This window comes from Actinomyces gerencseriae DSM 6844 (assembly GCF_000429265.1).
GTDB lineage: Bacteria > Actinomycetota > Actinomycetes > Actinomycetales > Actinomycetaceae > Actinomyces > Actinomyces gerencseriae.
Genome location: NZ_KE386871.1, coordinates 376,332 through 403,182 on the forward strand (window position 1 = coordinate 376,332; position 26,851 = coordinate 403,182).

24 protein-coding genes are annotated in these 26,851 nt (G+C 72.1%); 8 read left to right on the plus strand and 16 right to left on the minus strand.

Features of this window, described 5'->3' with window-relative positions; all coding sequences use genetic code 11:
* Positions 1-12: 12 nt before the first annotated feature.
* The 10 genes from typA to G448_RS0111175 all read right to left on the minus strand — a co-directional run bounded on the left by typA (position 13) and on the right by G448_RS0111175 (position 11,308).
* Positions 13-1,935, minus strand: coding sequence for a translational GTPase TypA (gene typA / locus G448_RS0111130; protein WP_026408045.1), 1,923 nt, complete (start codon positions 1,933-1,935; stop codon positions 13-15).
* A gap of 149 nt (positions 1,936-2,084) precedes the next feature.
* Complete coding sequence (locus G448_RS0111135; protein ID WP_026408046.1) at positions 2,085-2,336, minus strand: hypothetical protein; 252 nt, start codon at positions 2,334-2,336, stop codon at positions 2,085-2,087.
* Positions 2,333-2,629 (minus strand): PH domain-containing protein, encoded by a 297-nt coding sequence (locus G448_RS16325; RefSeq protein ID WP_051268940.1) that lies wholly within the window; start codon positions 2,627-2,629, stop codon positions 2,333-2,335. The genes G448_RS0111135 and G448_RS16325 overlap by 4 nt, the downstream gene beginning before the upstream one ends.
* Positions 2,630-2,653: 24 nt before the next feature.
* Entirely contained in the window at positions 2,654-4,498 is a 1,845-nt protein-coding gene (locus tag G448_RS0111145) for a dipeptide ABC transporter ATP-binding protein (RefSeq protein WP_034495081.1), read from the minus strand.
* Complete coding sequence (locus tag G448_RS0111150; protein ID WP_026408048.1) at positions 4,495-5,508, minus strand: ABC transporter permease; 1,014 nt, start codon at positions 5,506-5,508, stop codon at positions 4,495-4,497. Before G448_RS0111150 ends, G448_RS0111145 begins: the two co-directional genes overlap by 4 nt.
* The gene (locus G448_RS0111155; RefSeq protein ID WP_026408049.1) at positions 5,501-6,430 is read right to left on the minus strand and encodes an ABC transporter permease; all 930 of its coding nucleotides are present in this window, start codon (positions 6,428-6,430) and stop codon (positions 5,501-5,503) included. The genes G448_RS0111150 and G448_RS0111155 overlap by 8 nt, the downstream gene beginning before the upstream one ends.
* Before the next feature lie 146 nt (positions 6,431-6,576).
* Entirely contained in the window at positions 6,577-8,220 is a 1,644-nt protein-coding gene (locus G448_RS0111160) for an ABC transporter substrate-binding protein (protein ID WP_026408050.1), read from the minus strand.
* A 132-nt stretch (positions 8,221-8,352) separates the two neighbouring features.
* Positions 8,353-9,486, minus strand: coding sequence for an MsnO8 family LLM class oxidoreductase (locus tag G448_RS0111165; protein ID WP_026408051.1), 1,134 nt, complete (start codon positions 9,484-9,486; stop codon positions 8,353-8,355).
* Between the two features lie 97 nt (positions 9,487-9,583).
* On the minus strand, positions 9,584-10,558 hold the full coding sequence (locus tag G448_RS0111170; protein ID WP_026408052.1) for a bile acid:sodium symporter family protein: 975 nt from the start codon (positions 10,556-10,558) through the stop codon (positions 9,584-9,586).
* Between the two features lie 126 nt (positions 10,559-10,684).
* Positions 10,685-11,308, minus strand: a complete 624-nt coding sequence (locus G448_RS0111175) for a biotin transporter BioY (RefSeq protein WP_051268942.1) — start codon at positions 11,306-11,308, stop codon at positions 10,685-10,687.
* 236 nt (positions 11,309-11,544) lie between these two features.
* Between G448_RS0111175 and G448_RS16330 the strand changes: the two genes are divergently transcribed.
* The gene (locus tag G448_RS16330) at positions 11,545-12,678 is read left to right on the plus strand and encodes a hypothetical protein (protein ID WP_034495086.1); all 1,134 of its coding nucleotides are present in this window, start codon (positions 11,545-11,547) and stop codon (positions 12,676-12,678) included.
* A gap of 161 nt (positions 12,679-12,839) precedes the next feature.
* The gene (locus G448_RS0111185; RefSeq protein ID WP_026408054.1) at positions 12,840-13,391 is read left to right on the plus strand and encodes an NUDIX hydrolase; all 552 of its coding nucleotides are present in this window, start codon (positions 12,840-12,842) and stop codon (positions 13,389-13,391) included.
* 33 nt (positions 13,392-13,424) lie between these two features.
* On the opposite strand, the gene G448_RS0111190 is transcribed toward G448_RS0111185, so the two are convergent.
* The gene (locus tag G448_RS0111190; RefSeq protein ID WP_026408055.1) at positions 13,425-14,369 is read right to left on the minus strand and encodes a patatin-like phospholipase family protein; all 945 of its coding nucleotides are present in this window, start codon (positions 14,367-14,369) and stop codon (positions 13,425-13,427) included.
* A 228-nt stretch (positions 14,370-14,597) separates the two neighbouring features.
* Between G448_RS0111190 and G448_RS0111195 the strand changes: the two genes are divergently transcribed.
* Positions 14,598-15,725: an NADH:flavin oxidoreductase/NADH oxidase gene (locus tag G448_RS0111195; protein ID WP_026408056.1), complete on the plus strand. Its 1,128-nt coding sequence runs from the start codon at positions 14,598-14,600 to the stop codon at positions 15,723-15,725.
* Between the two features lie 94 nt (positions 15,726-15,819).
* On the opposite strand, the gene G448_RS0111200 is transcribed toward G448_RS0111195, so the two are convergent.
* A complete protein-coding gene (locus G448_RS0111200) occupies positions 15,820-17,166 on the minus strand; it encodes a M18 family aminopeptidase (RefSeq protein WP_051268944.1) in 1,347 nt (448 codons plus the stop codon).
* A 191-nt stretch (positions 17,167-17,357) separates the two neighbouring features.
* Between G448_RS0111200 and G448_RS0111205 the strand changes: the two genes are divergently transcribed.
* Together G448_RS0111205 and G448_RS0111210 are read left to right on the plus strand one after the other, a co-directional pair.
* A complete protein-coding gene (locus G448_RS0111205; protein WP_034495091.1) occupies positions 17,358-18,026 on the plus strand; it encodes an HAD-IA family hydrolase in 669 nt (222 codons plus the stop codon).
* Positions 18,027-18,353: 327 nt separating this feature from the next.
* Complete coding sequence (locus G448_RS0111210; protein WP_026408059.1) at positions 18,354-18,983, plus strand: GtrA family protein; 630 nt, start codon at positions 18,354-18,356, stop codon at positions 18,981-18,983.
* A gap of 74 nt (positions 18,984-19,057) precedes the next feature.
* Here G448_RS0111210 and G448_RS0111215 read toward each other — a convergent pair whose 3' ends face one another.
* Positions 19,058-19,804 (minus strand): peptidyl-tRNA hydrolase, encoded by a 747-nt coding sequence (locus tag G448_RS0111215; protein ID WP_026408060.1) that lies wholly within the window; start codon positions 19,802-19,804, stop codon positions 19,058-19,060.
* A gap of 289 nt (positions 19,805-20,093) precedes the next feature.
* Here G448_RS0111215 and G448_RS0111220 point away from each other — a divergent pair, with 289 nt between their 5' ends.
* Positions 20,094-21,269 (plus strand): M48 family metallopeptidase, encoded by a 1,176-nt coding sequence (locus G448_RS0111220; RefSeq protein ID WP_051268946.1) that lies wholly within the window; start codon positions 20,094-20,096, stop codon positions 21,267-21,269.
* A gap of 53 nt (positions 21,270-21,322) precedes the next feature.
* On the opposite strand, the gene G448_RS0111225 is transcribed toward G448_RS0111220, so the two are convergent.
* From G448_RS0111225 to G448_RS18855, 3 genes are all read right to left on the minus strand, one after another.
* The gene (locus G448_RS0111225; protein ID WP_026408062.1) at positions 21,323-21,940 is read right to left on the minus strand and encodes a GNAT family N-acetyltransferase; all 618 of its coding nucleotides are present in this window, start codon (positions 21,938-21,940) and stop codon (positions 21,323-21,325) included.
* Positions 21,941-22,123: 183 nt separating this feature from the next.
* A complete protein-coding gene (locus tag G448_RS0111230; RefSeq protein WP_026408063.1) occupies positions 22,124-23,098 on the minus strand; it encodes a CAP domain-containing protein in 975 nt (324 codons plus the stop codon).
* 651 nt (positions 23,099-23,749) lie between these two features.
* A complete protein-coding gene (locus G448_RS18855) occupies positions 23,750-24,256 on the minus strand; it encodes a hypothetical protein (RefSeq protein WP_245572300.1) in 507 nt (168 codons plus the stop codon).
* 115 nt (positions 24,257-24,371) lie between these two features.
* Here G448_RS18855 and G448_RS18860 point away from each other — a divergent pair, with 115 nt between their 5' ends.
* Together G448_RS18860 and G448_RS0111240 are read left to right on the plus strand one after the other, a co-directional pair.
* Positions 24,372-25,340 carry a MinD/ParA family ATP-binding protein gene (locus G448_RS18860; protein WP_245572301.1) on the plus strand — a complete coding sequence of 323 codons (969 nt, stop codon included), beginning with the start codon at positions 24,372-24,374 and terminating at the stop codon, positions 25,338-25,340.
* Between the two features lie 392 nt (positions 25,341-25,732).
* Positions 25,733-26,764 (plus strand): hypothetical protein, encoded by a 1,032-nt coding sequence (locus G448_RS0111240; RefSeq protein ID WP_051268948.1) that lies wholly within the window; start codon positions 25,733-25,735, stop codon positions 26,762-26,764.
* Positions 26,765-26,851: the final 87 nt, after the last annotated feature.

Below are 26,851 nucleotides of genomic sequence, written 5' to 3' on the forward strand. Positions count from 1 at the left end.
TCGCATTCTTACTCAGGCGTTGGCACGGCGGCGGCGAGCGGCATCCTTGAACCGCTCCTGGGAATCGAGGATGACCTTGCGGATGCGCACGGCGTCCGGGGTCACCTCGACGCATTCGTCATCGGAGGCGAACTCGAGAGCCTCCTCCAGGGAGAGCCTGCGCGGCGGGACGAGGCCCTCGAAGGAGTCGGCGGTGGACGAACGCATATTAGTCTGCTGCTTCTCGCGCACAACATTGACATCCATGTCCTCGTTGCGCGGGTTCTCCCCGACGACCTGGCCCTCGTAGGTCTCCTGCCCGGGCTCGACGAAGAAGGTGCCGCGATCCTGCAGACGGATGAGGGCGTAGGCGGTGACGGCCCCGGCGCGGTCGGAGACGAGGGAGCCGGTGGTGCGGGCGACGATCCGTCCCGCCCAGGGCTCATAGCCCTCGGCGATGGACGAGGCGATGCCGGTGCCGCGGGTCTCGGTGAGGAACCGGGTGCGGAAACCGATGAGACCGCGCGCCGGGACGAGGAACTCCATGCGGATCCATCCGGTGCCGTGGTTGATCATGGTCTCCATACGACCCTTGCGCGCGGCCATGAGCTGGGTGACGGCGCCCAGGTAGTCCTCTGGGACGTCGATGGTCGTGCGCTCGACCGGCTCATGACGCCTGCCGTCGATGGTGCGGGTGACGACCTGCGGCTTGCCGACGGTCAGCTCGAAACCCTCGCGGCGCATCTGCTCCACCAGGATCGCCAGCGCGAACTCGCCGCGCCCTTGAACCTCCCAGGCGTCGGGGCGCCCGGCGGGCAGCACGCGCAGGGAGACGTTGCCGATCAACTCGCGGTCCAGACGCTCCTTGACCTGGCGGGCGGTGACCTTGGCCCCCTTGGTGCGGCCGGCCATCGGCGAGGTGTTGATGCCGATCGTCATGGAGATGGCCGGGTCATCGACCTTGATGAGCGGCAGTGGGCGCGGATCATCGGGATCGACGAGGGACTCGCCGATGGTGATGTCCTCGATGCCGGCGACGGCGACGATGTCGCCCGCATGGGCCTCCTCGGCGGGCCTGCGATCAAGGCCCTCGGTGACGAGCAGCTCGGAGACCCGGGCGGTGGCCAGGGTTCCGTCATGGCGGGCCCACGCCACGGCCTGCCCCTTGCGCAGGGTGCCGCCCCGGATGCGCAGGAGGGCGAGGCGTCCGAGGAAGGGCGAGGCGTCCAGGTTGGTGACGTGCGCCTGCAGAGGGGCGTCCTCGTCGTAGGAGGGGCCGGGGATGCGCTCGATGATGGTGCGGAAGAGCGGTTCGAGATTCCGGCTGGCCGGCAGCTCGCCGTCGGCGGGCTGCTCGGTATCGGCACGGCGGGCCTTGGCGGAGGCGTAGACGACGGGGAGGTCGAGGACGGCGTCCAGGTCGATGTCGGGGTGCTCGTCGGCGAGATCGGACGCCAGGGACAGGAGCAGGTCGGAGGACTCGGAGACGACCTCGCCGATGCGCGAGTCGGGACGGTCCACCTTGTTGACGACGAGGATGACCGGCAGATTGGCGGCGAGCGCCTTGCGCAGCACGAAGCGGGTCTGGGGAAGAGGCCCCTCCGAGGCGTCCACGAGCAGGACGACGCCGTCGACCATGGACAGGCCGCGCTCGACCTCACCGCCGAAATCGGCGTGCCCGGGGGTGTCGATGACATTGATCGTGATGCCCTCCGGAAGCCCGGCGGCCACGGCGGCGGGACCGCGGTAGTGAACGGCGGTGTTCTTGGCGAGGATGGTGATGCCCTTCTCGCGCTCGAGCTCGCCGGAGTCCATGACGCGCTCGCCCGTGTTCTCCTCGGTCGCGCGGGCGCCGAAGGCCCCGGCCTCCCACAGCATCGCGTCGACAAGAGTCGTCTTGCCGTGGTCGACGTGGGCGACGATGGCGACGTTGCGCAGATCCTGGCGCACAGTCATATGGAGTACTTCTTCCGTCCGAGGAGCGCCGGAGCGCGGACGGGGCACGGGGCCCGCCGCTGACGCACAGCGGGTAAGGGTAACGGCACCGTCCAACAGTCGCCATGACGGGGATGACACGGACGCTGTGCACCCGCTCACGCCGCATCTCAGACCGCGATCATCTGGGCGACGACGAGCAGGAGAAGCAGTCCGCAGCCGACGACGACGGGGACCGGGTTGGGCCGGGATCGGACTCTCCCGTCGCGGGTGACGCTCCCACCCGCGGCGTCGGCGGGGCGAGCGCCCCCGGCGTCGCAGCCCGCGGTGTCCCGGCCGACGTCGTCCCCATCTGCGCGGCCATCACCGGCCGCCTCGGAATCCGGCCCCGGGCCGGTCCCCGCGCCCCGTCGTCTGCTCATCCGCTCCCGCCGGTGCGCTGGGCCGCCGAGGCCCTGACGGTCGCCCCGTCGCGGGTCACCACCTCCAGGATCCAGCGGGTGCGGCAGGTCTCGACGTCCCCCCAGGCGAGGCGGTGACTGCGCCACGCGTTGCGCACGGTCAGCGCGTCGTCGTCCAGACGCACCTGCGGCGCCCACCACAGGGCCCACGTCGCCAGAAGCAGCAGGCCGCCCCAGGCCAGGGCCCGAAGACCGTAGACGACGCCGTCCGACAACCAGATCATGGCGACCGCGCAGGCGACTCCCGCTCCCACGGCGAGCGTTCCCAGGCGGCCCGCTCAGCTGGCTCCCCCGTAGAGGGCGATCCTGGCGCCCGGGACGGCGTCGATGAGCTCGCGTGTGTACTCCTCGCGCGGGTGGGCGAACAGGGGATCCGCGTGCCCGGACTCCACCACTCGTCCCTTCTCCATGACCACGACGTCGTCGGCGATCTGGCGCACGACCGCCAGGTCGTGGGTGATGAAGAGGTAGGTCAGGTCGAGCTCGGCCTGCAGGTCGGCCAGCAGCCGCAGGATCTGCGCCTGGACGAGCACGTCGAGGGCGGAGACGGCCTCGTCCAGCACGACGATCTCGGGTCGCAGGGCCATGGCCCGGGCGATGGCCACGCGCTGGCGCTGCCCGCCGGAGAGCTCATTGGGGTAGCGTCGCATGACCGAGCGCGGCAGGGCGACCATGTCGAGCAGCTCGGCGACGCGCTCGTTGCGCTCCTTGCGACCGCCCACGCCGTGCACCCGCAGCGGCTCCTCGATCACCCGGTAGATGGAGTACATCGGGTCCAGGGAGCCGTAGGGGTTCTGGAAGACCGGCTGCATGATGCGGCGCAGATCGAAGAGCTCCCTACGCCCCAGGGTCGACAGGTCGACGCCGTTGTGGAAGACCCTGCCCTCGGTGGGGTCGATCAGGTTGAGGATGATGTTCGCCACGGTGGACTTGCCCGACCCCGACTCCCCCACCAACGCCGTCGTCGTGCCGCGGCGCACCCCGAAAGTGACGTCATCGACGGCCCGGATGCGTGCGTCCGGGCCCTTGGCCCCGCGTACGTCGAACACCTTGGTCAGATGCTCGACCCGCAGGATCTCCGGGGCGTCCTCCGCGATCTCATGGACGCCCAGCTCGTCGGAGGCGACCCGGATGCCCTCGGCGTGCGCGGCCTCGATGCGCCTCGACGCCAGTGACGGCGCTGCCTCGACGAGCCTGCGGGTGTAGGGGTGGCGCGGGTTCTGGAGGACATCCAAGCTCGGCCCGGACTCGACGACGCGTCCGCGATGCATGACGACGACGTGCCCGGCCCGCTCCGCGGCCAGGCCGAGATCGTGGGTCACGAAGAGCATCGCCGTGCCCAGCTCGTCGGTGAGGCGTCCGAGGTGGTCCAGGATACGACGCTGAACAGTCACGTCCAGGGCACTGGTCGGCTCGTCGGCGATGAGCAGGCGGGGACGCGCCGCCAGGCCGATGGCGATGAGCGCGCGCTGACGCATGCCCCCGGAGAACTCGTGCGGATACTGCCTGGCGCGACGGGCGGCGTCGGGTAGCCCGGCGTCCTCGAGTAGAAGAGCCACCTGGTCCGCGACAGCGATCCTGCCCCGGCGCTCCTCCGAGCCGGCCTCGTCCCGGCGGTCCGACCCCGCCTCGTCCTGCGCGGCGAGTTGGACGAGCCTGTCGTCCGCCATCCCCGCCAGTCCGTTGGCCCGGAGCGCCTCGCGCACCTGGAATCCGATGGACCACACCGGGTTGAGGTTGGTCATGGGGTCCTGCGGGACCATCCCGATCTCGCTGCCGCGCAGACGCCGCATCCGCTTGCCGGAGGCGTGCGCGATGTCCTCGCCGTCGAACAGGATACGGCCCCCGGTCACGCGACCGGTCCCCGGCAGCAGCCCGATGACGGCGTTGGCCAGGGTGGACTTGCCCGAGCCCGACTCCCCGACGATGGCCACGCTCTGCCCCGGATGGATCGTCAGGTTCGCCCGGCGAACGGCCGGGACCAGCCCGGTGGAGGATCTGAAGGCCACCTCAAGGTCCTCGATGCGCAGCAGCGGGGCGTCCTCATCGAGCGCGACGGTGTCGGGCGCGGGGTCGTCAGCAGCGCCGGCGGGGTTGCCGGCAGCGATGTCGTCGATAGTCACTTGCGAGCCTTCGGGTCGAGGGCGTCGCGCACCGCATCGCCCATCATGACGAAGCCGAGCACGGTCAGCGCGAGGGCGCCCGCGGGGTACAGCAGAACGGAGATGTGGTCGCGCAGCGCCGCATTGGCCGCGGCGATATCGGCGCCCCAGGAGACCACGGAGGCCGGCAGCCCGATCCCGAGGAAGGACAGGGTCGCCTCGGCGACGATGAAGATGCCGAGCTCGACGGTGGCGGTGACGATGATCGGCGCGGCGGCGTTGGGCAGGACATGACGCAGCAGAATGGCGGCCCGTCCGCTACCGAGCGATACCGAGGCGGTGATGAAGTCCTCGTTCTTCACGCTCATGACCGCACCCCGGGTGATGCGGGCGATCTGCGGCCATCCGAACATCGCCAGCACGACGACGACGGTCATAATGGAGGACCTGCCCTTGAACATCTGCATGACGACGATCGCCGCCAGCACGAAGGGCACGGCGAAGAACACGTCGGTGACGCGAGAGAGCAACGCGTCGAGAAATCCCCCGAAGAACCCCGCGATCGCGCCGATGACACTGCCCAGCAGGGTGACCAGCAACGTCGTGAGCACGCCCACGGTCACCGATGCGCGGGCGCCGTGCACGGTTCGGGCGAAGATGTCGCAGCCCTGCTGGTTGAAGCCGAAAGGATGCTGGGCGGAGGGCGCGCCGTAGGAGTTGCTGAGCTGGCAGTAGGTGGGTGTGGCGCGAGCGACCAGTCCTGGGGCCACGGCGAGGAGGAGGGCGACGGCGATGAGCAGGGCGGAGACCCAGAAGATGGGCCGACGGCGCAGCTGCTTCCAGGCCTCCCCCCACATCGAGGCCGGCGCCGAGTCGTCGTCCACGGCGTCGACGGCGCCCAGACCCTGCTCGTCGGTCTCAGCTACGAAGTGCTCCTGACCCGCGCGGGCGCCGGACGGGACAGGCCGATCTCCGGACCGGTCCCGGGCCCCGTGCTGGTCCTGCTTCTGATCCTCGGTGTTGTCAGGCATAGCGGATCCTCGGGTCAAGAGCTGCGTACAGGAGATCGACGAGAAGGTTGGAGACGATGAACACCAGGATGAGCACCGTCGTGAAGGCGACGACCGTGGGGCCCTCCCCGTTGAGAATGGCCCGGTAGAGCGTGCCGCCCACGCCGTTGATGTTGAAGATCCCCTCGGTCACGATGGCACCGCCCATGAGCGAACCCAGATCCGCGCCGAGGAAGGTGACGACCGGCATCAGCGAGTTGCGCAGGACGTGCACGATCATGACCCGACCTCCCGACAGGCCCTTGGCACGCGCCGTGCGAACGTGATCGGCCGAGAGGTTCTCCCCCACCTCCGTGCGCGTCAGTCGCAGGACGTAGGCGAGGGAGACCGCCCCGAGCACGATCGCGGGCATGAGCAATTCCTTGAATCCCGGCGAGGTCCCCACCGTCGTCGGCAGCCAGCCGAGCTTGACGCCGATGAAGAACTGCAGGAGGAATCCGATGACGAAGGTCGGGACGGCGATCACCACGAGGGAGAGGACCAGCACCGTGGCGTCGAAGAACCCGCCCTTGCGCATCCCGGCCAGCAGGCCGATGGCGATGCCGAACAGCGCCTCGAAGGCGAGCGCCATGAGCGAGAGCTTGATCGTGACCGGGTAGGCGCCGGCCAGCACGTCGACGATCGGCCTGGACCCGCGGATGGTGCTCCCCAGGTCGAAGGTCGCGAGTCCTTTGAGGAACAGGAGGTACTGGACGAGGAAGGGCTGGTCCAGGTTGTACTGGGAGCGGATCTGAGCCTGGAGATCGGCGCTGAGCGCTCGGTCGCCGCCCATGGCGGCGACGGGATCACCCGGCAGGGCGAAGACCATGGCGTAGATGAGCAGCGTGGCCCCGAAGAATACGGGAATCAGTTGCAGGAGCCTGCGCCCGGCGTAGCGGAGCATGGGCATCTCCTTCATGCGGATGGAAGCGGAGGGACGTGCGGCGCCCGGGCCAGCGCCGGAGCTCGAAGGCCCGGAATCCGTCCGGGACTCGCTCGAGCGCCTCGCCGGGCCGGCGGCCGGGTCGGAACGGGGAGATGGCGACCGGGTCAGAACGGGGAGATGGCCTCCGCCTTCTCCCACAGGCTCTTGGCCTCGGCCTCATCGAACTGGAGGACCTCGTTGCCGGGCACGTCCTCTTTCCATCCAGCGATGGAGGGACTGGTGAAGTCCGACGCGGGAGTGCGAGTGCTGTAGTACAGGGTGTCGCAGATCTGCTTGCGGTCGATGGCGCGGGACAGGGCGGCACGACGGGCGCGGCCCTCGTCGTCCATCTTCCAGTGCTCGGAGTTGACATTGATGGCGAAGCACTGGATGACGGCACCGGGCTGATTAATCGCCCGGTCGCCCAGCTCGCTCTTGAAGGAGGACAGAGCCGAGTCCGGAATGGCGTCGAGCACGTCGACGGCATCGGCGAGCAGGTCATTGTAGGCGGAGCCGTAGTCGGTGTAGAAGGTGAAAGTGACGCCCTCGTTCTTGGCCGAACGGACGCCTTGGTAGGAAGGGCTCTTGACGAGCACGGCCTGGGAGTCGTGCTCCCAACTGCTCAGGGTGTAGGGGCCGTTGCCGATCGGGGCCTGACCGAAGGCCTCCATGTCGGCGTAGGCGGACTCGGGCAGCGGGTAGTAGGCGGCGTAGCCCAGGCGCTTGGCGAAGTCGGAGGCCGGCGCGGTGAGCTTGATCGTGAACGTCAGGTCATCGACCTTGGCCAGGCCGGTGAGCTCGGAGTCCTTCTCGGCAGAATAGCCCTCGATGAGCTCGTAGAAGTAACTGGACAGCTGAGCGTTCGACAGCAGGGCGCCGTAGTTCCACGCCTTGATGAAGGAGTCCGCGGTAACGGGAGTGCCATCGGAGAAGGTCCAGCCGTCCTTGATCTTGACCGTGAAGTTCTGATTGTCGGAGGTCTCGATGGACTCCGCGACCTCGTTCTTCACCGAGCCGTCGGACGCGTAGGAGACCAGGCCGGCGAAGAGCAGGTCGACGATGCGGCCGCCACCCGTCTCATTCGTATTGGAGGGGATGAGGGGATTCTGGGGCTCGGTGCCGTTGGCGCGCACGACGCCGTCGGAGGCAGTGGTGGTGATGGAGTCGTAGCAGGGCACGGCGTGCCAATCCATGGTCACGTCGCTGACGTTCTTGGAGTACCCGCCGAAGCCGTTCTGGTACCACAGGGGGATAACGGGGAGGTCCGCCAGGAGCTGCTCCTGGGCCTGCTCGTAGAATCCGAGCGCAGCCGCCTCATCCGTGGTGGAGGCGGCCCGGGCCAGGAGATCGTCGAAGGCGGCGCTGGAGTACTCGGCGTCATTCGAGCCCCCGTTCGTCTGGTAGGGACTGCCGAGGAAATCCCCCATGGAGGGGTAGTCCGCCTGCCATCCGGAGCGGAAGGCTCCGACGATCTCGTGGTCGGAGATCTGCTGACGCAGCTCGGAGAACTGCGGGAAGGGCAGCGGCTCCATGGAGATGCCCAGCGTGTTGCTCACGGAGTTGCACACGGCCTCGACCCAGGCCTTGTGCGGCCCGTCGGAGTTGTAGGCGAGGGTGAGCCTGCCGCCGCTGTCGGCGCCCTGGCCGTTCGACTCGCCGGTAGCACCACCACCATTGGGGGTGTCGGAGCCGCAGGCGCCGGCGAGCAGCACTGCGACCACTGCGGCCCCGCGACCGAGATCACGGCGAGAGATGATGGGATTGTTCAAGGGGACTACCTCCGTACGACATTGTCGGCACTCGTCGGCAACGATCTGACGCGTGCCGGACGAGGACGCACCGACAGCGCGGAGCGCAGCCTACCCCTCGCTCAGTAACCTTGCGGACACAATAGTGCTGCGTCACCATGCGTCCGCGAGCAGCTCGTAGGAGCGGCGGCGCGCGGCCGCGTCGTGGATGTGGGTGACCACCAGGAGCTCCTCCAGACCCCAGCGCACGGCGAGCTCACGGATGCCGGAGGCCACGACATCGGGGGTGCCGACGAAGGACAGCCCCATGGATGCCTCCACGGCCTCCTCCCGTCCTCCCGCCAGGGAGCGCCAGGCCCGCGGGTCAGCGGTGGGCCGGTCCAGCGGGCCCGGCCTGCCGCCGACGACTCTCGCGACGGCCGCCATGGCGGTGGAGAACAATCGTCCGGCCTCCTCCCGGCTCGGGGCGACGACGGCGTTGACGCCCGCGGCGACGTGCGGCCGGCCGTCCCGTGAGAGCGGGCGGACGCCGCCGGCGTCGACGGGGCCGCCGACGTCGCTGAAGTGGCTGCGGTAGGTGGTGATGGCCGCCTCCGCCTGGGCGGGCGCGAAGTGCGAGCCGACGACGAAGGGCAGCCCGAGCGTGCCGGCGACGCGCGCGCCGTTGACGGACGAGCCGAGGATCCAGGCGTCCGGATCGGTGCCCTCACCCGGGATGGCGCGCACGCGTCCCGGGGCGGCGGGGCGAACGGTCGGGTCCCCGGTCCCACCGCTGTCGGCGTCCCCGCCCGCGGCGGAGGACGGCAGGAGCGGGGCCGGGACCGCCGCCAGCACGTCGTCGGGGATCGCACCGAGATAGGCGAGGGTCTCCAGGACCTCCTCGGCGAATCGGGCGGGATCGGCTCGACGGCGGCGCAGGGCCGCCGCGGTCAGGGGGTCGGTGCGCGGGGCGCGCCCCAGCCCCAGCCCCACACGGCCCGGGTGAAGAGTGGCGAGGGTACCGATCTGCTCGGCAATGGCCAGGGGCGCGTGATTGGGCAGCATGATGCCGCCGCTGGCGACCCCGATGCGACTGGTGGCGGCGAGGACCTGCCCCATGAGAACGGTCGTCGCCGAGGCGAGGTACGTGGCGGAGCCGTGATGCTCGGCGAGCCAGTAGCGGGCGTAGCCGGCGTCGTCGGCGACGCGCGCCAGATCCAGCATCTCCCTCAGAGCGTCGGCGCGGCCGCGCCCGGCCGAGGCCGGCACGAGGTCGAGGACGGACAGCACAGGGCGTGCGGAGCTCATGGACGCACCCTACGGCGCCGCCCGCCGCCCGGCCGTCGCTCGCGCCGCACCGAGGCGACCGCGCGGGATCGGCGGGCGGCTGCGGCGCTCCCCCGCGTCACATCGCCGCACCCGACGCGTCGTCACCGCGGCGGTAGACGGCGGCGAGCACGGCGCCGGAGAGGTTGTGCCAGGTGGAGAAGACGGCGCCGGGCAGAGCCGCCTCGGGCGAGAAGTAGGACGCCGCCAGGGTGGCGGCCAGGCCCGAGTTCTGCATGCCGACCTCGATGGAGATGGTCCGGCGGATCCGGGCGCTGCGGCCGACGAGTCGACCCGCGCCGTATCCGAGCAGGTAGCCCAGGACGTTGTGGCAGGCCACGACGAGGAGGACCAGTAGACCGGCGGAGAGGATCGTCGCGGCCGACGTGGAGACGACGGCGAGAACCACGTAGCAGATGCCGAGAACCGAGACCCACGGCATCGCCGGCAGGACCCTCTCCACGGCCCTGGCGAACAGGACACGGACGACGAGGCCGCCGACGACGGGAACCAGGACCATCCGGACGATGCTCATGGCCATGGAACCCGCATCGACGGGCATGTACTGGCCAGCGAGCCACCGGGTGAGCAGCGGCGTCATGAGCGGGGCGAGCAGGGTCGAGATGGAGGTCATCGTGACGCTGAGCGCGACATCGCCCTTGGCCAGGTAGGAGATGACGTTGGAGGAGGTGCCGCCCGGAGCGCAGCCGACGAGGATGACGCCCGCGGCGAGCGCCGGATCGAGCCGGAAGGCCCTGGCGAGCGCCCAGGCGAGCGCCGGCATGATGACGAACTGGGCGACGACGCCGATGAGGACCGGTAGCGGCCGCTTCACGACGAGGGCGAAGTCGGGCGGGGTCAGGGTCAGCCCCATGCCGAACATGATGATGCCGAGGGCCCAGTTGGTCCCCGCGGACAGCGGGGAGAGCCGCGTCGGCAGAAGCAGTGCGATCGCGAAGGCCGCCAGGATGAGGACGGGGAAGACGGTCACGGCCGTGCGCGCGGAACGGTCCTCGATGCTCGGGGCGGTGGTCTGGGATGCGGGGGCGGTCATGAGCCCCGTCCTACTCCTCGCGTCGTCCGCGCGGACGACGCGTCTCGGCTGCCGAGTCGGCCGGGTATGCGGCCGGGGCGCCGGAGGCGCGATCGGTGCGGGCGGATGCCGCCCGCGCCCTCCCCCTCAGCGGCGCGAGGGCAGCAGGGCGACGACGACCGATTTCAGGGCGTCGCCGATGACGAAGGGCGCCAGCCCCGCAGCGAGGGTCGTCTTCCAGGCGATCCCGGTGGCGACCTTGAGCCACATCAGGCCCGGGACGTAGACGACGGCGGAGGCGATCAGCATGAGACCGATTCGCACCGGGAGCGGGCGCCGGGCCCCGTCGGCTGTGCGGGCCAGCGCGCGCCCGGCGATGACGGCCGCCGGGGCGTAGCCCAGAACGTAGCCGAAGGAGGCCGTCACGCCGCTGCTCCAGCCGGCCAGGACCGGCGCGCCGGCCGCGGCCGCGGCCGCGTAGAGGGAGACCGATCCCAGGGCACGGCGGCCGCCGAGGAGACCGCCGACGCCGAGCGCGGCGAGAGTGCCCAGGGTGACCGGCACGGGGGTGAAGGGCAGCGGCAGCGAGATCTGACCGATGAGGGCCAGTGCGACGGCTCCGGCCACGACGAGCCCGGCCTCGCGGGCGAGGATCACGGGAAGCGGGCGGGCGGCGGAGGCACTCGCGGTGCCGTCGGCACCGGCAGGGCCGTCGGCGCATCCGGCATTGGCGGTGGAATGGGGGCCGACGGGGGAAGTGTTCATCGTCATGCCACAACCGTAGGCGAGCACCACGCCCGCCACATCCCCCGCGCTCGCCGGTTCCGGCACTCGACTTTTGTGGATTTCCTCAGATGTGAGTCGGGTTCCGGTCGGGGAGGCCCCGGGCCGCCCCGTCACGATCGACGCGGCCCCTCCCCGGGAGGCGGGCGGCCGGGCCGACCGCGAGGCACCGGGTGTCGAGGCCCCTCCCCGGGAGGCGGGCGGCGGACGGGTAACCTGCCGGAGTGCGAACCTTCGTGGGCAACGGGAAGCAGGCCCTGGCGCTCGTCGCCCGGGCGTTGCGGGCCGCCGGGGTCGGAACCGTGCTCGCGCCGCGGTACCGCTGCGAGGCCATGGCACTGCCCTTCGCGCTGGAGGGGATGGGAGTGCGCTCGGTGGGTGTCGGCGCGGACCTGCTGCTCGATCCTCCGGCGCTGCGCGAGGCGCTGGCACGGGAACCCGGTGCGGCCGTGCTGCACTGCGAGACCTACGGCAATCGCTGCGGGGAGGAGCTGGGATCGGTGCTCGGCGCCGCGAGACGGGACGGATCCGTGGTGGTCCTGGACGCGACTCACTCGGCCGTGGACCGGCTGATCGGTGCCGCGAGCGCGCCGGGCCCGCCTCCCGAGGCGACCAGCGGCCGGGAGGGGCGGCGAGGGGCTCGCCGGAGCATCGGTTGGACGACCGACCGTGACGCCGCCTGGGACGTCGTGGTCGCGAGCGCCCGCAAGCTGCTGCCCGTGCCCGACGGCGCCTGGCTGGAGTGGTCGGAGGGCTCCCCGCTCGCAGCCGGCATGGCGCGCGTCGTCGCACGGCTGTCCGCGCGGCGGCCGGTGGACGAGCGCGCGACGGCCCTCGGCGTCGAGCTCGGCCGCGCCGTGGCGGCCATGCGCGCCTCGCGCGGAAGCAGCCGGGAACGGTCGCGCCTCGATGTCTGCGAGATCGCCGCCCGGCACGAGGAGGCCGTCGAGACCGCGCTCACTCCCGCGCCCGCGAGCGCGCGGACGGTCGCGCTGCTGATGTCGCCGCGGCTCGACGGTCTCCGGCGTCGAGCCGAGACGGCGCGCCGCCTGCGGGAGCGCCTGGCCGGAGGCGTCGGGGCTCACGGACTGCGGGTCGTCAACCCCGGTTCGGCGGGCTGCGTGGCCCTGGGCGCGGCGAAGCGGGGGGAAGAGGGCGCGCCGGCGGCCCCGCGCGCGCTCGCCGACGTCGAGGAGGCGCTGGCCCGTGCGGGGATGTGGGGGCCGGTGAGTTGGCCGGATCCGCACGCCGGCCCCGGCGCTCCCCCATGGCCGATCGTCGTCACCGCGCCGACCGACGAGCCGGGGCGGGTCGATGAGCTGGTCGGCGTCATCGATGCCGCGCTGGGCGGGGGCTGAGCGGCCGTCATCTCCCAGGCCGAATCCCCCAGGCCGACGGCGATGCCATGTCGGTACTGCGCTGGGCGGGAGCTGAGCCCGGTCGCCCGACCAACCGGTCTCCGCGGGCCCGCAGCCGGTCGCGCACGGGAACGGCGCCGGCGGAACGCTACCGTTGCCCCATGCCCGCAGCCCCCTTCGCCCTCGTCCCGGCCGTCTACCTCCTGCTGCTGCGGCGGGCCCGAGGGACGGTCCCACGATCCGGTCGCGCCGAGGTGCTCCTCCAGCTGCGCAGGGGCACCGGCTACATGGACGGCCACTGGGCCTGCGGGGCGGCCGGGCACGTCGAGTCGGGCGAGTCGGCGACGCAGGCCGTCGTGCGCGAGGCGGCCGAGGAGATCGGCATCGGCGTCGCGCCCGAGGACGTGCGACCGCTGACCGTCGTGCACCGGTCCAACGACGTCGGCGGGGCGGCCCTGGAGCAGCGGGTCGACTTCTTCTTCACGGCGCGCCGCTGGAGCGGCGAGCCGAGGGTGGCGGAGCCGGGGAGGAGCGCGGGGCTGCGATGGTTCGCACTGAACGACCTGCCCGAGCCGGTACCCCCGCACGAGCGGGCCGTGCTGAACCGGCTCGCCGGCGAGCTCGACGGCGGTGAGCCGGTTCCGGCGATCACGACCTTCGGCTTCGATGCCGGTGAGGATATCGCCGTCTACGGGACGACGCGTCCTCACTGAGACCGGTCGCCGGCCCCGTCCCCTCACCGGCCCTCAGAGCCCGAGGAATTCCAGGATTCGCGGCAGCTCCCGTCGCGCCTGGACGAGCCCGGCCTCGTACGCCCCCACGATCCGGTCGTACCGCAGCTCGCCGTTGGCGATCGCCATGCGGTCGGGCTGGAAGAGGTAGACGCGCCCCCGGCTCCGCGCGGCCTCGAGCTCCTCCATGGTCCGGTTGTAGTTCGGCGGACGGGAGACGATCCCCTCGGCCACCGCCGGGTAGCGGCGGAAGAACCGCCGGTAGGCGCCGGGGCGCTTCTCGTCGGGCTTGCGGTACCCGGCCGGGCGGGTCGAGACGACCAGCATGCGCTCGTAGCCGTCCGCCGCCGCGGCGTCGGTGGCGAAACCGCCCGTGGGCCCCAGGGCGCCGTCGAGATAGGGGACGCCGTCGATGCGAACGATCGGCATGAGCAGGGGCATGGACGACGACGCCTGGCAGCGCGGGAGGAGGTCGGCCAGCTCGTCCACGTCCTCCAGCCCCCAGTAGACCTCCTCGCCGGTGTCGCAGCGGAAGGAGCCGATGCGCACGGTCGCCTCCGTGCTCTTGAAGACGGGCCAGTCGAAGGGGATGGACTCGTCGGGGGCCGAGGTGTGCCGGTAGATGTGCTCGGAGTTGAAGTAGCCCTGACGGCGGACGAAGCTGCCCCACCCGCCGGTCCGCGGATCGGTCGTCAGACCGACGAAGGCCTCGCGCGTGCGCCACAGATCCCGCGAGACCATGTTGACGGTGTTGGTGCAGCCCGCCGAGATCCCGCCCACCCAGGGGAAGAAGAGCCCCGCCTCCAGCAGGACCTGGACGAGGGCGGCGGTGTAGGTGCCGCGCATGCCGCCCCCCTCGAAGACGAGGGCGACGTCGTCCACCCGTCGGGTGATCGGGGCCGGGGCGTGGCCGGGCTGTCCGTAGGGGACGGGGCGGGGGCGCAGGGAGGTGGAGCTCATGGTGGTCTCAGGCTATCGCCGCAGCCTCGCGGCACGGGTGCGCCGTCCAGCACTCGTCCGGCGCGCTGCGGCCGCCGCGGACGGGCCGCCCGATCCCGCTGCCCGTGCCCGGCCCCACGTCCCCGTCCCCCGACACGAGGGCCGCCCGATCCCGCTGCCCGTGCCCGGCCCGCCCACCGGGAGTCGCCCGGGGTACCGCGGGCGACTCCGGGCGCGTAGCGTGACCTCATGACAGCACCGACCACGCCGACCATCCTGACGCCCCTGACCCTGCGCGGTCTCACCGCCCGCAACCGCATGTGGCTCCCGCCCATGTGCATGTACTCCGTGGGCGCCCGGGACGGCGTCGCCACCGACTGGCACGTCCTGCACTACGCCACGCGCGCCATGGGCGGCTTCGGCACCGTGATCGTGGAGGCCACCGCGGTGACCCCCAATGGCCGGCTGTCCCCCTACGACCTGGGGCTGTGGGACGACGGGCAGATCGCCGGGCACCGCCGCATCGTCGAGGCGATTCATGCCGCGGGCTCCCTGGCGGGGGTCCAGCTCGGCCATGGAGGGCGCAAGGCGGGCACTCCCCCGTGGCGCCCCGACGCCGCCGCCGGGGCGCGCACCGCCACCATCGAGGGCTGGGACGCGGTGGGGCCCAGCGCCATCGCCTACCCGAAGCACGCGGAGCCGCGCGCGCTCACCGAGGAGGAGGTCCGGGCGACGACGGACGCCTTCGTCGCAGCCGCGCGTCGCGCCGTCGAGGCGGGCTACGACGTCGTCGAGCTGCACGGGGCGCACGGCTACCTCATTCACGAGTTCCTCTCCCCGCTGTCCAACACCCGCACCGACGCCTACGGGGGCTCGCCGGAGGGACGGCGCCGCTTCCCCCTTCAGACCGTGGCCGCCGTGCGCGAGGCGATCGGGGACTCCACGGTCCTGGGCATCCGCCTGTCGGCGACCGACTGGGCCGAGGGAGGCCTGACCGGCCGGGACACCGCCGGGCTCGCGCCCCTGCTCGTGACCGCGGGCGCCGATGCCCTGCACATCTCGACAGGGGGGAACGTGCCCGCGCGCGTGCCGGTGGGACCCGGCTACCAGGTGCCCTTCGCCGCGCGGGTCAAGGCGGCCGTGGCGGGGACGACGACGCCCAACGGCGGCGAGCCGGTGGTCGTGACGGTGGGTGTCATCACGGAGGCCGCCCAGGCCGAGCAGATCCTGATCACCGGGCAGGCGGACGCCGTCGCCGTGGGCCGTCCGGCTCTGCGCGAGCCGTACCTGCCGGTGCGCTGGGCCCACGATCTGGGCGTCGACGACTGGCGTGCGGCGGGACTGCCGTTGCAGTACTGGCGCGGCGCCTGGCGCTGACGCGCGCCGAGATCGGTCCAGTTCCGCATCGAGATCGGTCCGCGCGGCTCACGGGGCGGGCAGGAGCGCGGTCCTCGCACGACCCCCGCCCGACTCAGGCCCCCAGCCAGAAGGCCCGCATGGCCCGGGCCATCCAGGGGCCGTCGGCGACGCCGCACATCTCCCGCTGGGAGTGCATGGACAGCAGGGGCTGACCGACATCGACGGTGGTGATCCCCAGCCGCGTGGCGGTGATGGGGCCGATGGTCGAGCCGCACGGGACGGCGTTGCTGGACACGAAGCTCTGCACGGGTACGCCGGCGGCGGCGCAGGCGCGCAGCCACACGGCGGCGCCGACGGCGTCGGTGGCGTAGCGCTGCTGGGCGTTGATCTTGATCAGCGGCCCCCGGTTGAGGGCCGGCCTGACCGCGGGGTCGTGCAGCTGGGGGTATCCGGGGTGGACGGCGTGCCCGGCATCCGCGGACACGCAGATCGAGCGGGCGAGCATGGCCGCCCGGGCGTCGCTGTCGACGCCGAGCAGCCCTGACAGGCGCCCCAGGACCGTCTCGAGGAGAGGGCCGCCCGCCCCCGAGCGAGTGGCGGACCCGACCTCCTCGTGGTCGTTGGCGATCATGACGACCGGCTCGTCCGGCTCGCTGTCCTCGCGGGCGAGGGCCTCCAGGGCCACCAGAGCGGCGTGGACCGAGGAGAGGTTGTCGAGCCGCGAGGAGGCGAGGAACTCGTCGTGGCGCCCGAAGCGCGCGGGCCGCTCGGTGGGGAAGGTCAGAATGTCGTGGAAGGCGAGCTCACGGGGGTCGATGCCCGCCAGCTCGCACAGGTGGCGCTCCGGGTCGTCAGGGCGGGCGCCATCGGTCGCCAGGGTCCACAGGGGCAGGAGGTTCGCCTGCCTGTCGAGATGGAGGGAGTCGTTGACGCTGCGGTCCAGGTGCGGGGCGACCTGGGCCACGCGCGCGACGGGGCCGGTGCGCACGAGGCGAACGGCCCCGTCCCGGGTGACGAGGCGCCCGGCCAGGCCGAATTCGCGGTCGAGGAAGGAATTGAGCAGGGGCCCGCCGTAGACCTCGACGTCGAGGACCTGGACGCCGTCGCGCACCATGGCCGCCGAAGGCTTGAGCTTCAGGGCGGGGGAATCGGTGTGAGCGCCCACGATCCGGAAGCCCGCCCGCTCATCGCACCGCTCGGGAAGGATCCAGGCGACGATCGCGCCATCGCGGACGACGTAGCCACGACGCGGCGTCCCGGCCCCCCAGGGCCGCGACTCGTCGGCCTGCGACAGGCCGACGGCGTCCAGGCGCGACGCCGTCTCGGCGACCGCGTGGTAGCTGGTCGGGGAGGCGGTGACGAAGTCGATGAGGGCGGTGGTGTAGGCGTCGTCGTCGCCCGGGGCGTCCGGGACGACGGGCCGGGGCGGGGGGACCTGCGCGGACGGCGAGGTCCGCACGAACGGCGCAGACGGCTCTGATGACTCTGATGACTCTGATGACTCTGACGGCACGGATATCGGCATGGGCACAGTGTGGCACCCGATCCGGCCCGGGTGCGGACAGGGTGCGCCCGCGCCCGGGCCGCGCTCCGCGCCTCGGCACGGCATGTCCGCGGCGCCCATCGACCCGATAAGGCAGGATGGGGCGGATGAGCACCCCGTCCTCCCAGCCCGTCGGTCCCGCCGTCTCGCTCGCCCCGCCTCTACCGCCGGTCGGCACCACCTCGGTGCGCGCCGTGCTCCTCGACGCGGACGGCGTCCTCCAATTCATCGGCATGCCCTGGTACCGGGCGCTCTCGGAGGGCGGCGGGGAGCCCTTCGCGAAGGCACTGCTGTCCAGGGAGGGACCGGCGCTGTCGGGCAGGGAGAGCCTGCGGGACCTGCTGGAACGGCTGGTCGCCGAGCTGGAGCTGGCGACGAGCGCCGACGAGCTGATGGTCCTGTGGCGCCGGGCGACACCGGACCCGCTCGCCCGACGCCTGGTCGGCGAGCTGAGAGCCGCGGGCTACCTCACCGTCCTGGCCACCAACCAGCACGAGGAGCGCCGTGAGTGGATGCGCACCGCGCTGGACTACGACGGCCTGTGCGATGTGGACGCCTACTCCTGCATCGTGGGTGCGGCCAAGCCCGCCCCGGAGTACTTCCTCGGCGCCCTCGAGATGGCAGGGGTCGATGCGGACCAAGCGCTTTTCGTGGATGACAGCGCTGAGAACATCAGCGCGGCCGCGGCGCTGGGCCTGCGCACAGTGCACCACCCGACCGACGCCGGCGGACGAGCGCTCAGGAGCGAGCTGGTCGACGTGCTGAGCGCCGCCTGACGCGAACGGCCGCGCGACCCCGCACGAGCTCATACGGCCCCGTACGGCCCCATGCGATCCCGTGCGGAGCACCCGCCCCGATTCGTGCGCGAGGACAACAAAAAACCTGAAAGATCCGGCGCATGGCCCGATCATGGCCGGGCCGCGGCGATCCCGCGGACAACCTCGCGGCACGCGGCGCGGGAGCATCCTCCTGAAGGAGCATCCCCCTGAAGAAGGAGACCAAGACGACGTCTTTTTCGTCCCGAAGAACTTGTACAGCACGCCCTCTCGCGAAAGACTCACTCATAGGTGGGGACTGACACCTGACCGCTCCGAGAGGATGATATGACGACGCAGGATGCCGCTGGCTCCACAGCCCGGTTCCGCACCCCGCAGCGCAGGGCGGCGACACCCGCGCGCTCCGCCGCGTCCGCGCGAGAACGTCTCTCCAACAGGCTCGACGAGCGTCTCAACGACCCCTCGCGGCGCGCCCCGAGAGCCTTCCTCCATGTCATCAGCCGCATCCACCGGCTCATCCCCCGCGCACTGCGCGAGCGCGTGCCCGTGACCTTCGTCGGCTACGCCCTCATCAACGGCTCGGCCTTCCTCATCGACATCAGCCTCCTGTGGTTCTTCTACGACGGGCTCCACTGGTTCTACCCCCTGGCCGTCAGCCTGGGGTACATGATCGCCGGCGTCTACTCCCTGCTGCTCAACCGGTGGCTGAACTTCCAGTCCCGCGGACATCTCGCCGCGCAGGGCTCCCGCTACGCCATCGGGCTCGTGAGCCAGTACGTCATCTTCATTCTCGGTCTGTCCTCCTTCCTGCACTGGATCGGAGTCCAGGCCGAGTTGGCCCGCTTCATCTCGGCCTGCTGCGAGGGCCTCTACCTCTACGCCCTGATGAGGCTCTGGGTCTTCCGAGGAACCCCGGAGCCCGACGACGACGAGCCCAGCGCACCGGCGGCGGCCTGAGTCCGCTCGAGCGGGCCGATGCCCACCTGACGACCCGGCGGAGTCCACCCGCATCGCCCCGGCCCCACCGCGCATCACCACAGCGCCCGCGTCGTCTCCTTCCGCCCGTCGAGCTCGGTGAAGCCGGCATCCACGACCGAGACCGGCCGGGAGGCGTCGCGCCAGGCGTCCGGCGTCGGGAAGACGACCCGGATCCGATAGTCCTGCGCAGCCCAGGCGGAGCGGACCGCCCCGGGCATGGCCGGGCTCTGCCAGGCGAGCTGGGCGGCGTGGGCGACCTGCGCGCACAGCTTGCCGCTGGTCATCCCCTCCAGTGGCGTGACCTCGACCGTCACCGGGGCCCCGGGTGAGACGGACTCGTCCGTCAGCTCGATGCCCGTGGCGGCCCCGGGGTCGCGCGCGACCGCCTCGGCGACGGCGGCCGGCGGGGGCGGCAGCTCGCCCCCGTGGGGGAAGTGGGTGCCCTCGACCTGGGTCTTGGCCAGCGCCGGGGGCAACGGCCTGACCGGGCCGGGGACGAAGGCGCGAGCCGCTGCGGGCCCCCAGCCGGCCGGACCCTCCTGCTCGACGGTGATGCCCGGCAGGTCCTGGACCTCCTCCCAGCGCCGCCCGCGGGCACGGCGCACGAGCTTGCGGATGCGCCCGCTCCTCCAGTGCTCGACCGCATCGTGCCAGTCCCCGCCCGGAGCGGTCCGCGGCGAGGCGAGCAGGGCGACGACGGCGCGGGCCGCGGCCTCGGCGACGTCGATGCGGCGCGGCGGGTGGACCTTGTCGTAGCGGACGGCGATCTGCATGCCCCAAGGGATCTCGTGGTCGGTCACGCCCCGACCCTACTCAGTCGCCCGGCCGACGGTCCCGACGGCGGCCCGGCCCGTCGCGGACCCGTCCCCGGGGAACGCTCGACCAGGTGACCGTCCCGGAGGTGAGGCGCCCGGGCCCGCCCCGTCCCCGGGGAACGCTCTCCTTCGCAGATGTCGCCGGCGTCGATGAGGAGAGCCCGCCTCGCCCCCGGGGGACGCCCCACGAGCGATGCCGGCACCCGCGCCGATCGCGGGCCCCGCCGCATCCCCGGCGGGACGCTCCCCGGCGGCACGCTCTAGGGTCGTGGGCATGACGCTCCCCTCCCCCGCTCCGGTGCCGCCCACCGCCCCCGGCCGCCCCCGACCGCTCAACGGCGCCACTGTCCACGGGCCGCACGGCATTCGCCGTCTGCGCCACCGCGCCGAGATGCCGCTGCTGTGGGCGAGCACGATCATCAGCGCCATGGCGGTCGCGGCCTGGCTGGCACTGGTGATCTGGCTCGCGGCCGTGCCCGACCCGACCGGACCGGCCGGGGAGGTACGCCGCCTCATCCTCGAGAACGCCACGTCGACGGGGGGCCAGGTCCTCCTGGCCATCCCGCTCCTGCCGCTGGTGGTCTGGGGCGCGCGTGCGCTCCTGTACGCGAAGATGCGCGCCTCCTCGGTGCAGATGAGCCCGACCCAGTTCCCCGAGGGATACCGGATGGTGGTGGAGGCCGCGGAGCACGTCGGGCTGCGCCGCGTCCCCGACGCCTACGTGGTTCTGGGCAACGGCAGAATCAATGCCTTCGCCGCGGGGCACGGCTTCCGCCGCTTCGTCGCGGTCTACTCCGACTTGTTCGAGACGGGGGGATCCGCACGCGATCCCGAGGCGCTGCGCTTCATCATCTCCCACGAGGTCGGCCACCTCGCCGCCGGCCACACCTCCTTCTGGCGAGTCCTCATCCTCCAGATCGTGTACTCCGTGCCGATCCTCGGCAATGCGCTGTCGCGGGCGCAGGAGTACACGGCGGACAACCACGGCTACGACGTCGCCCCCACCGGCGCGCCCGGCGCCATAGGGCTGCTCGGAGCGGGCAAGTACCTGGGCGCGCAGGTCAATCTGCACGCGGTGGCGGATCGCGCCGTGTACGAGAGGGGCCTCTGGGTGCATCTCGTGCAGTGGTCCTCGACCCACCCGGTCCTGACCTGGAGGGCCCACGCGCTGCGGGACCGCAGCCGCCCCGGACGACTCATGGTGCGCCCCGGGCACGCGCTGTACCCACCGGTGAGCCCGATCGGCAGGGAGCGCAGCCGGAACTGGCCGACTCCAGCCGAGGTGCTGGCCGGCATGCGCGACGACGAACCGCGGGTGCCCGGAGCCGAGGAGCAGTTCGGCCGGTACCCGGGCCTGTCCTACTCCGCGAGTCGCGACGAGTTGCGCCTGGCCGATCCGACTCCCCTCCGACCGTCTCGCACCGACCCCAGCCACGGCGGGACCGGGTGACCGCCGACGGCCGACCGCCGGCGAGGTCCGGGCCCCGCGACCCGGCTCCCGCCTCACCCGGTTCGACGCAGCAGGACGCCCTGCCCTCCCTCGAAGGTGACGGCGCCGAACCCCTCCAGCCGCGCGAGCCTCTCGAAGCCGACCACCAGGTGCAGGCCGACGGAGGCGTGGTTGGTGGCGTTGACGACGCTGTACAGGGCGGCGGCGGGTTCCAGAGCGCGCACGGCATCGGCGATGGCGGTCAGGAGCACCCGGCCGACGCCGCGTCGGCGCGCCACGGGATCGACGACGAGGCCCGAGACCATCCAGGCGTCGGAATCGGCGCTCGCCTCGGGCAACGAGGCGCGCAGGCGCTCGGGCAGCGGGAAGGCTCCCGACAGCGCGACGGGTGCGAGCAGGGCGTCGTCGGGAGCCACCGCCGTCTCATCGTCGGCGCCCCCGACCCCGTCGTCACCGGTCGCCGCCTCCGCGGCGGACAGGAGGGCCAGGAGGAGCACCGGAAGGGCATCGATCATGCGGGGCGCCTGCTCGCGGGCCTCCTCCGCCGAGATCCCCCGCAGCGCCAGGAGCCTGGCGACGCGGGGTGCGTCGTCGGGTCCGGCTGGACGGACGATGACGCCGCCGACCGACGTGCCGTGCAGCATGGGTTCGAAGGGCGCGAAGTCGTTCATCGGCACAGTCTCTCGCTCATGCGCGGGCGCCCGTGAGTACTGCCGCGCGATGCGCCCTATCGATCGGCCGGCAGCGTACGGAGGATCCCGCCCCGTGCGTGCGCCCGACCGACTCGTGCACGACGGCCAACGGGACGAGGACCTCCACGACGCGCAGCTGCTGGGCCCGTTCGGGGGCGCGGATCAACGACGCCGACGCAGGCCGAGCAGCACCCCTCCGACCACGACGGCGACGAGGGCGACCACGCCGCCGATCAGAATCGCATTCGCACCGGTGACCGGCAGGGACAGCGCGGCCTGCTTGGCGTTGGCGGAGGGCTGGGTCGTCGCCGCAGCAGACGGGTCCCCGGCGGTAGGAGTCGCGCTCGCACCCGCGGCGACGACGGCGGGTGTCCCGGTCGAGGCCTCAACGGGAGCGGCCTCGGACGGCGATGCCGAGGTGGCGGCAGACGCGGAGTCGGCCGGAGACTCGGAGGCGGGGGCCTCGGTGGCGGGCACTGCAGCGGGCGCGCTGCTCGAATCGGTCGATGCGGGCGCGGGCGCCGCAGGCGCCTCGGCTCCGGGTTGCGCGGACTGGGCCGAATTCGACTGGTCCGCCGCCGTCCGGGTCAGACCGGCGGCACTCGGATCGGAGTAGGAGGAGAAGTTCTGGGCCGCGTACCAGGAGTCCGTCGACGGATCGTAGGCGACGCCGATGCCCACGGCATTGGCAGCGGGCGCCACCATGTTGGCGTAGTGCCCCGGGGAGTTGCGCCACTGCTCGAACAGCTGCGTCCCGACGTCGACGCCCCGGGCACCGGACAGCGTGGCGACGTTCTCCGACGCGACCGACCATCCGCCCGGGTACTGGTCGGCGAAGCTGGGGTTATGGCTCATGGACTGCTGCGCCACCATCTGCTCGGACCAGCCCTGGGCCACCGAGTCCAGCTGGGTGTAGCGCGTCACAGGCCCTAGACCCTGCTGGGCCCGCAGCTCATTGACCTTGCTGAGAATCGTGTCGGCGTAGCCAGCCCCTTCCGATGTGACTGCGGCTGGCTCCGCAGCGGTGGAGACCTGCTGCGCGGACGGCCCGGCCACCGGGACGGCCTGTGCAGCAGGTACAGCGGCCAAGGAGACGGTGGCGATGAGCGCGAGGACGGGGGTGCGTGAGATCTTCATGGGCTGTCTCCTGTCAGTCAGAGGCGCGGCGACGGGCCCCACCTCATCACGGCACCCGAGATCACGGCTATGTCACCGCCCGCTTGTTCACTGAGAGCATGGTCCCGCGAATCCTCCGTTATCCTGAATGCTTATCCGGCGGCCGGGCGAGCCGCGTGAGCCGGGCGAATCAGGCGATCGGACACGGGCGCGTCGGGGACTCGCGGGCGTCGCCGAAGAGACAAAATCGTTACTTTCGAAGTTCTCGCGGTACGCTCCAGTCGTGACGCCCGCGGCTCGGGGGAGGCGCGAGAGCCCGGCAGCGCCCCGGCCCCGATCGGATCGCCGGCGGCCCGATTCTCGAGCGGCGCGCCGTCGCAGCACAGCCTTGGTGCCCCTGAGCCCAGTCAATATCACGCGCTCGCCCAAAGCGCTCGCTACGAAGGACATGCACATGAGCACCGCAACAGAGTGGCCTCGAGCCGAGGTCTTGCTGAGCGCCGAGGGCCACGCGCACGTCATTTTCGAAGGCGTCGAGGCAGACCTGAGCAAGCCGACTCCGAAGGAGGCCCGCGCCGCCGTCGTGACTCACCTGTCCCACCGCGCCAGGGCACTCGGGCACCCGATCTCCACCACGATCACCGAACCCGCGGGAAGCTGGCGCATCGCCGTCTACCCCGACGGCGCCGTCATCACCGAGGGCGCGCTGACTCCGACTCCTGCGGCGCCCCGGATGACGCGCCAGTCGAGGATCAGGCCCTCAGCCGCCACGAGGTCCTCGCCTCCGCTTCCCACCCGCCGCCGACAGCGAGCCGCGCCCGCTCCGGACGCGGATACCCCCGAGACCGCCGGAATCCGGCTGCCCCCGGGGCTTCTGCCCCGGGACGAGAGCACCACGGAGCGCACGACGCCGCGGAGGCGCCGCGCCGACCCGACGCCCGCGCCACCGGTGGTGACGTCGGTGCCGTCCCCCGCGGTATCGGCGGCGCCCCCTTCCCCGTCGGCCCCGCCGCGCACGAGATCGGCGGTGCCGCCGCCCTCGTCGCCGGCACCGCCCGCATCGCGCTCCCAGTGCTCCCAGTCGGCCGCGTCCGCGGGATCAGCCGCATCCCCTCCGGCATCGGCCGCATCGGCGACCTCTCCGGCCCCGCCCCGGGGCTCGACGACCGCATTGACCACGCCGTACTCGGAGTACTCGGAAACCGCAGCGACCGCAGCGACGACGGCGACAGCAGTGACGGCAGTGCCGAGCCCGGAGGCGGCAGCGCCGGCGGCGCAGGCGGCTCAGCCCCCGATGACGGCCACACCGCCCTCCCCGTCGGCCGCGCCGCCGAATCCACGCGAGCAGGCCCGCTCGACATCGCTGCTCACCGAGATCACCAACGAGGCGCCCGCCGCCACCGGTCTGCGAGGCGCCCTGAACCAGTTCGGACTGCACCTAGCCCCCACCGAGCGGGAGCGCGCCGAGCGGGCCGACGCCGCCGCCGTCGCCCAGCACTGGGCGGGGCCGCGCACCATCGCCGTCGTCAACGGCAAGGGCGGCGCCACCAAGACGCCCACGGCGATCCTCCTGTCCGCCGTCTTCGCGCGCTACGGGGGCGCGGGCGTCATCGCCTACGACAACAACTCCACGCGCGGCACGCTGGGGTGGCGCACCCAGCAGGGGCCGCACGACGCCACGGTCATCGACCTGCTCCCCCACGTAGACCACCTCCTGTCCCCGCAGGCCCAGGCCGCCGAGATCTCCGGATTCGTCCACCACCAGCGCGAGGACCGCTACGACGTCCTGCGCAGCCGGCCCGAGGTCCTCGCCGACGCCAAGCCCGGCGACGCGGACAGCTTCGACGCCATCCACTCCGTCCTGACCAAGTACTACCGCCTCGTGGTCATCGACTCGGGCAACGACGAGTCCAGCCCGCAGTGGCGCGCCATGATCGCGCGGGCCGACGCCATCGTCGTGCCCACGACCACCCGACCGGACCACGCCGAGTCGGCGCGCCTCCTCCTGGCCGAGCTCGCCGGCGCCGACGCCCACGCGGCGCGGCTGGCGGAGAACGCCCTCGTCGTCGTCTCCCAGGGGTCCAAGGGCGAGCCCGAGCCCTCTCAGCTCGTCTCCACGTTCCGGGGGATCGCGCGCGCCGCCGTCGGAATCCCCTACGACCCCGCCATGGCCGGCAGACCGCTGATCCTCGACTCGCTGGCGCCGCCCACCCGCCGCGCCTGGCTCAGGGCGGGCACCGCGCTCGCCATGGGACTCGCCTAGCAGTCGGCCGGGACCAGCCGGTGGACGGGCCACCGCGCGCACGTCCCCTGAACCGTCCCGAGTGATCGGCCCGAGAGACGGCGGCACCGAGCTCACCACGACCCTCAAGCCTCTCGCCGTACTGGACCGGCCCGAGCGCCGGCGGCGCCGGGGGCGGCCTCACCGTCGCGGACGCCTTTGGACTGGACCGGCCCGAGCGCCGGCGGCGCCGGGACGCCGGATATGTGACGGGAAGCATCTCGCAGGGCCCCACAACAGCAGCTCCGCAGCCGTTGTCCACGGGGCTCGAACCGCCGCGTCGCACGCCGAGGGGGCCGGGCCCTAGCGTGCGAGGACACAGTCACCTACTCGCTGCGCCCCCTCGATCCGCGCAGCCCCGTCGAGGAGCCACCATGTCCGTATCCGATCGCCGTCGCCCGCACTCCCGCCCCCGCACAACCAATCCGGTCCGGATGCTCCACACCGGCGCCGCCTTCGGCCTGGCCGACGCCCCCGGCGCCGTGGAGAACACCTTCGAGGAGACAACCCTGATCGAGATCGCCCTGACAATGCGGGCCAAGCTCGCCGCCCGCGGGATCACCACCGAGCTGGCGGACGGAAGCGGCGGCCCCGAGCTGCACGGCACCAACACCTACGAGGGCATGATCCTGCCCCTGGATAAGACGGCCTTCGAGCTGGCGGGCCACAGCAGATCGAAGTGGAACACCATACTGGACGTGCGGGTCGCCCAGACGGTCAGCATGACCGCCTGCCTCGGGAAGCCGCTGAGTACTGCCGAGCAGTGGCGCGCCGCGGTGCGCACGCGGCTGATCGACCCGGATGAGGCCCGCCCCCGGGGAGGGCCGGTCCATCGTCCTTTCGCAGGCAACCTCGTCCTGGGCCTGTACCGACGGTTCGACGGCGGGGTCCATCCGATCCTCCCCGCGCTCCTGGGGGACTGCCCGCTGACCATCGATGAGCTCTTCGAGGCGGGCCAGCGCAACACCGATGAGGCGCCTGTGGTCCACTCCGGCCCGATCGGCGCCGGAGCGTGGGCCCTGCACGGGGAGGGCTTCTTCACGGCTTCCAAGGCCGCCAACCTGGGACGGATCCTGGGGGAGATCGACGTCGACACGAGCGCGGGCGTGCTCTTCGCCGTCCCGCACAAGCACGCGCTGGGCCTGCACCCGGTGGACCGGCGGGATCCGGAGTGGGCATTGCGTTCGATGGTGCTGTTCATCCAGGACGAGATCGCCCAGCACGTCGATCCGCTGCTGTCCGCATTCGTCTTCTACCGCGCCCCCGACGGTGAGATCGAGGCGGTGGCGCTGCCCGATCCGGGTCAGGGATCCGTGGGCGGGACGCGGACGATTCTGTCCCTGCCCGCACCTCGTTTCGATGCGATCCTCGAGGCCGCCGGTGTCTCGGGCCCGTCCGCCGGATGATCCGTCCCCGGATCGATCACCGGGACTCAGCCCTCGTCGTCCAATGCGTGTCCCGTCACCGGTCCCTCCGTGTCGGGCCGCTGGTCC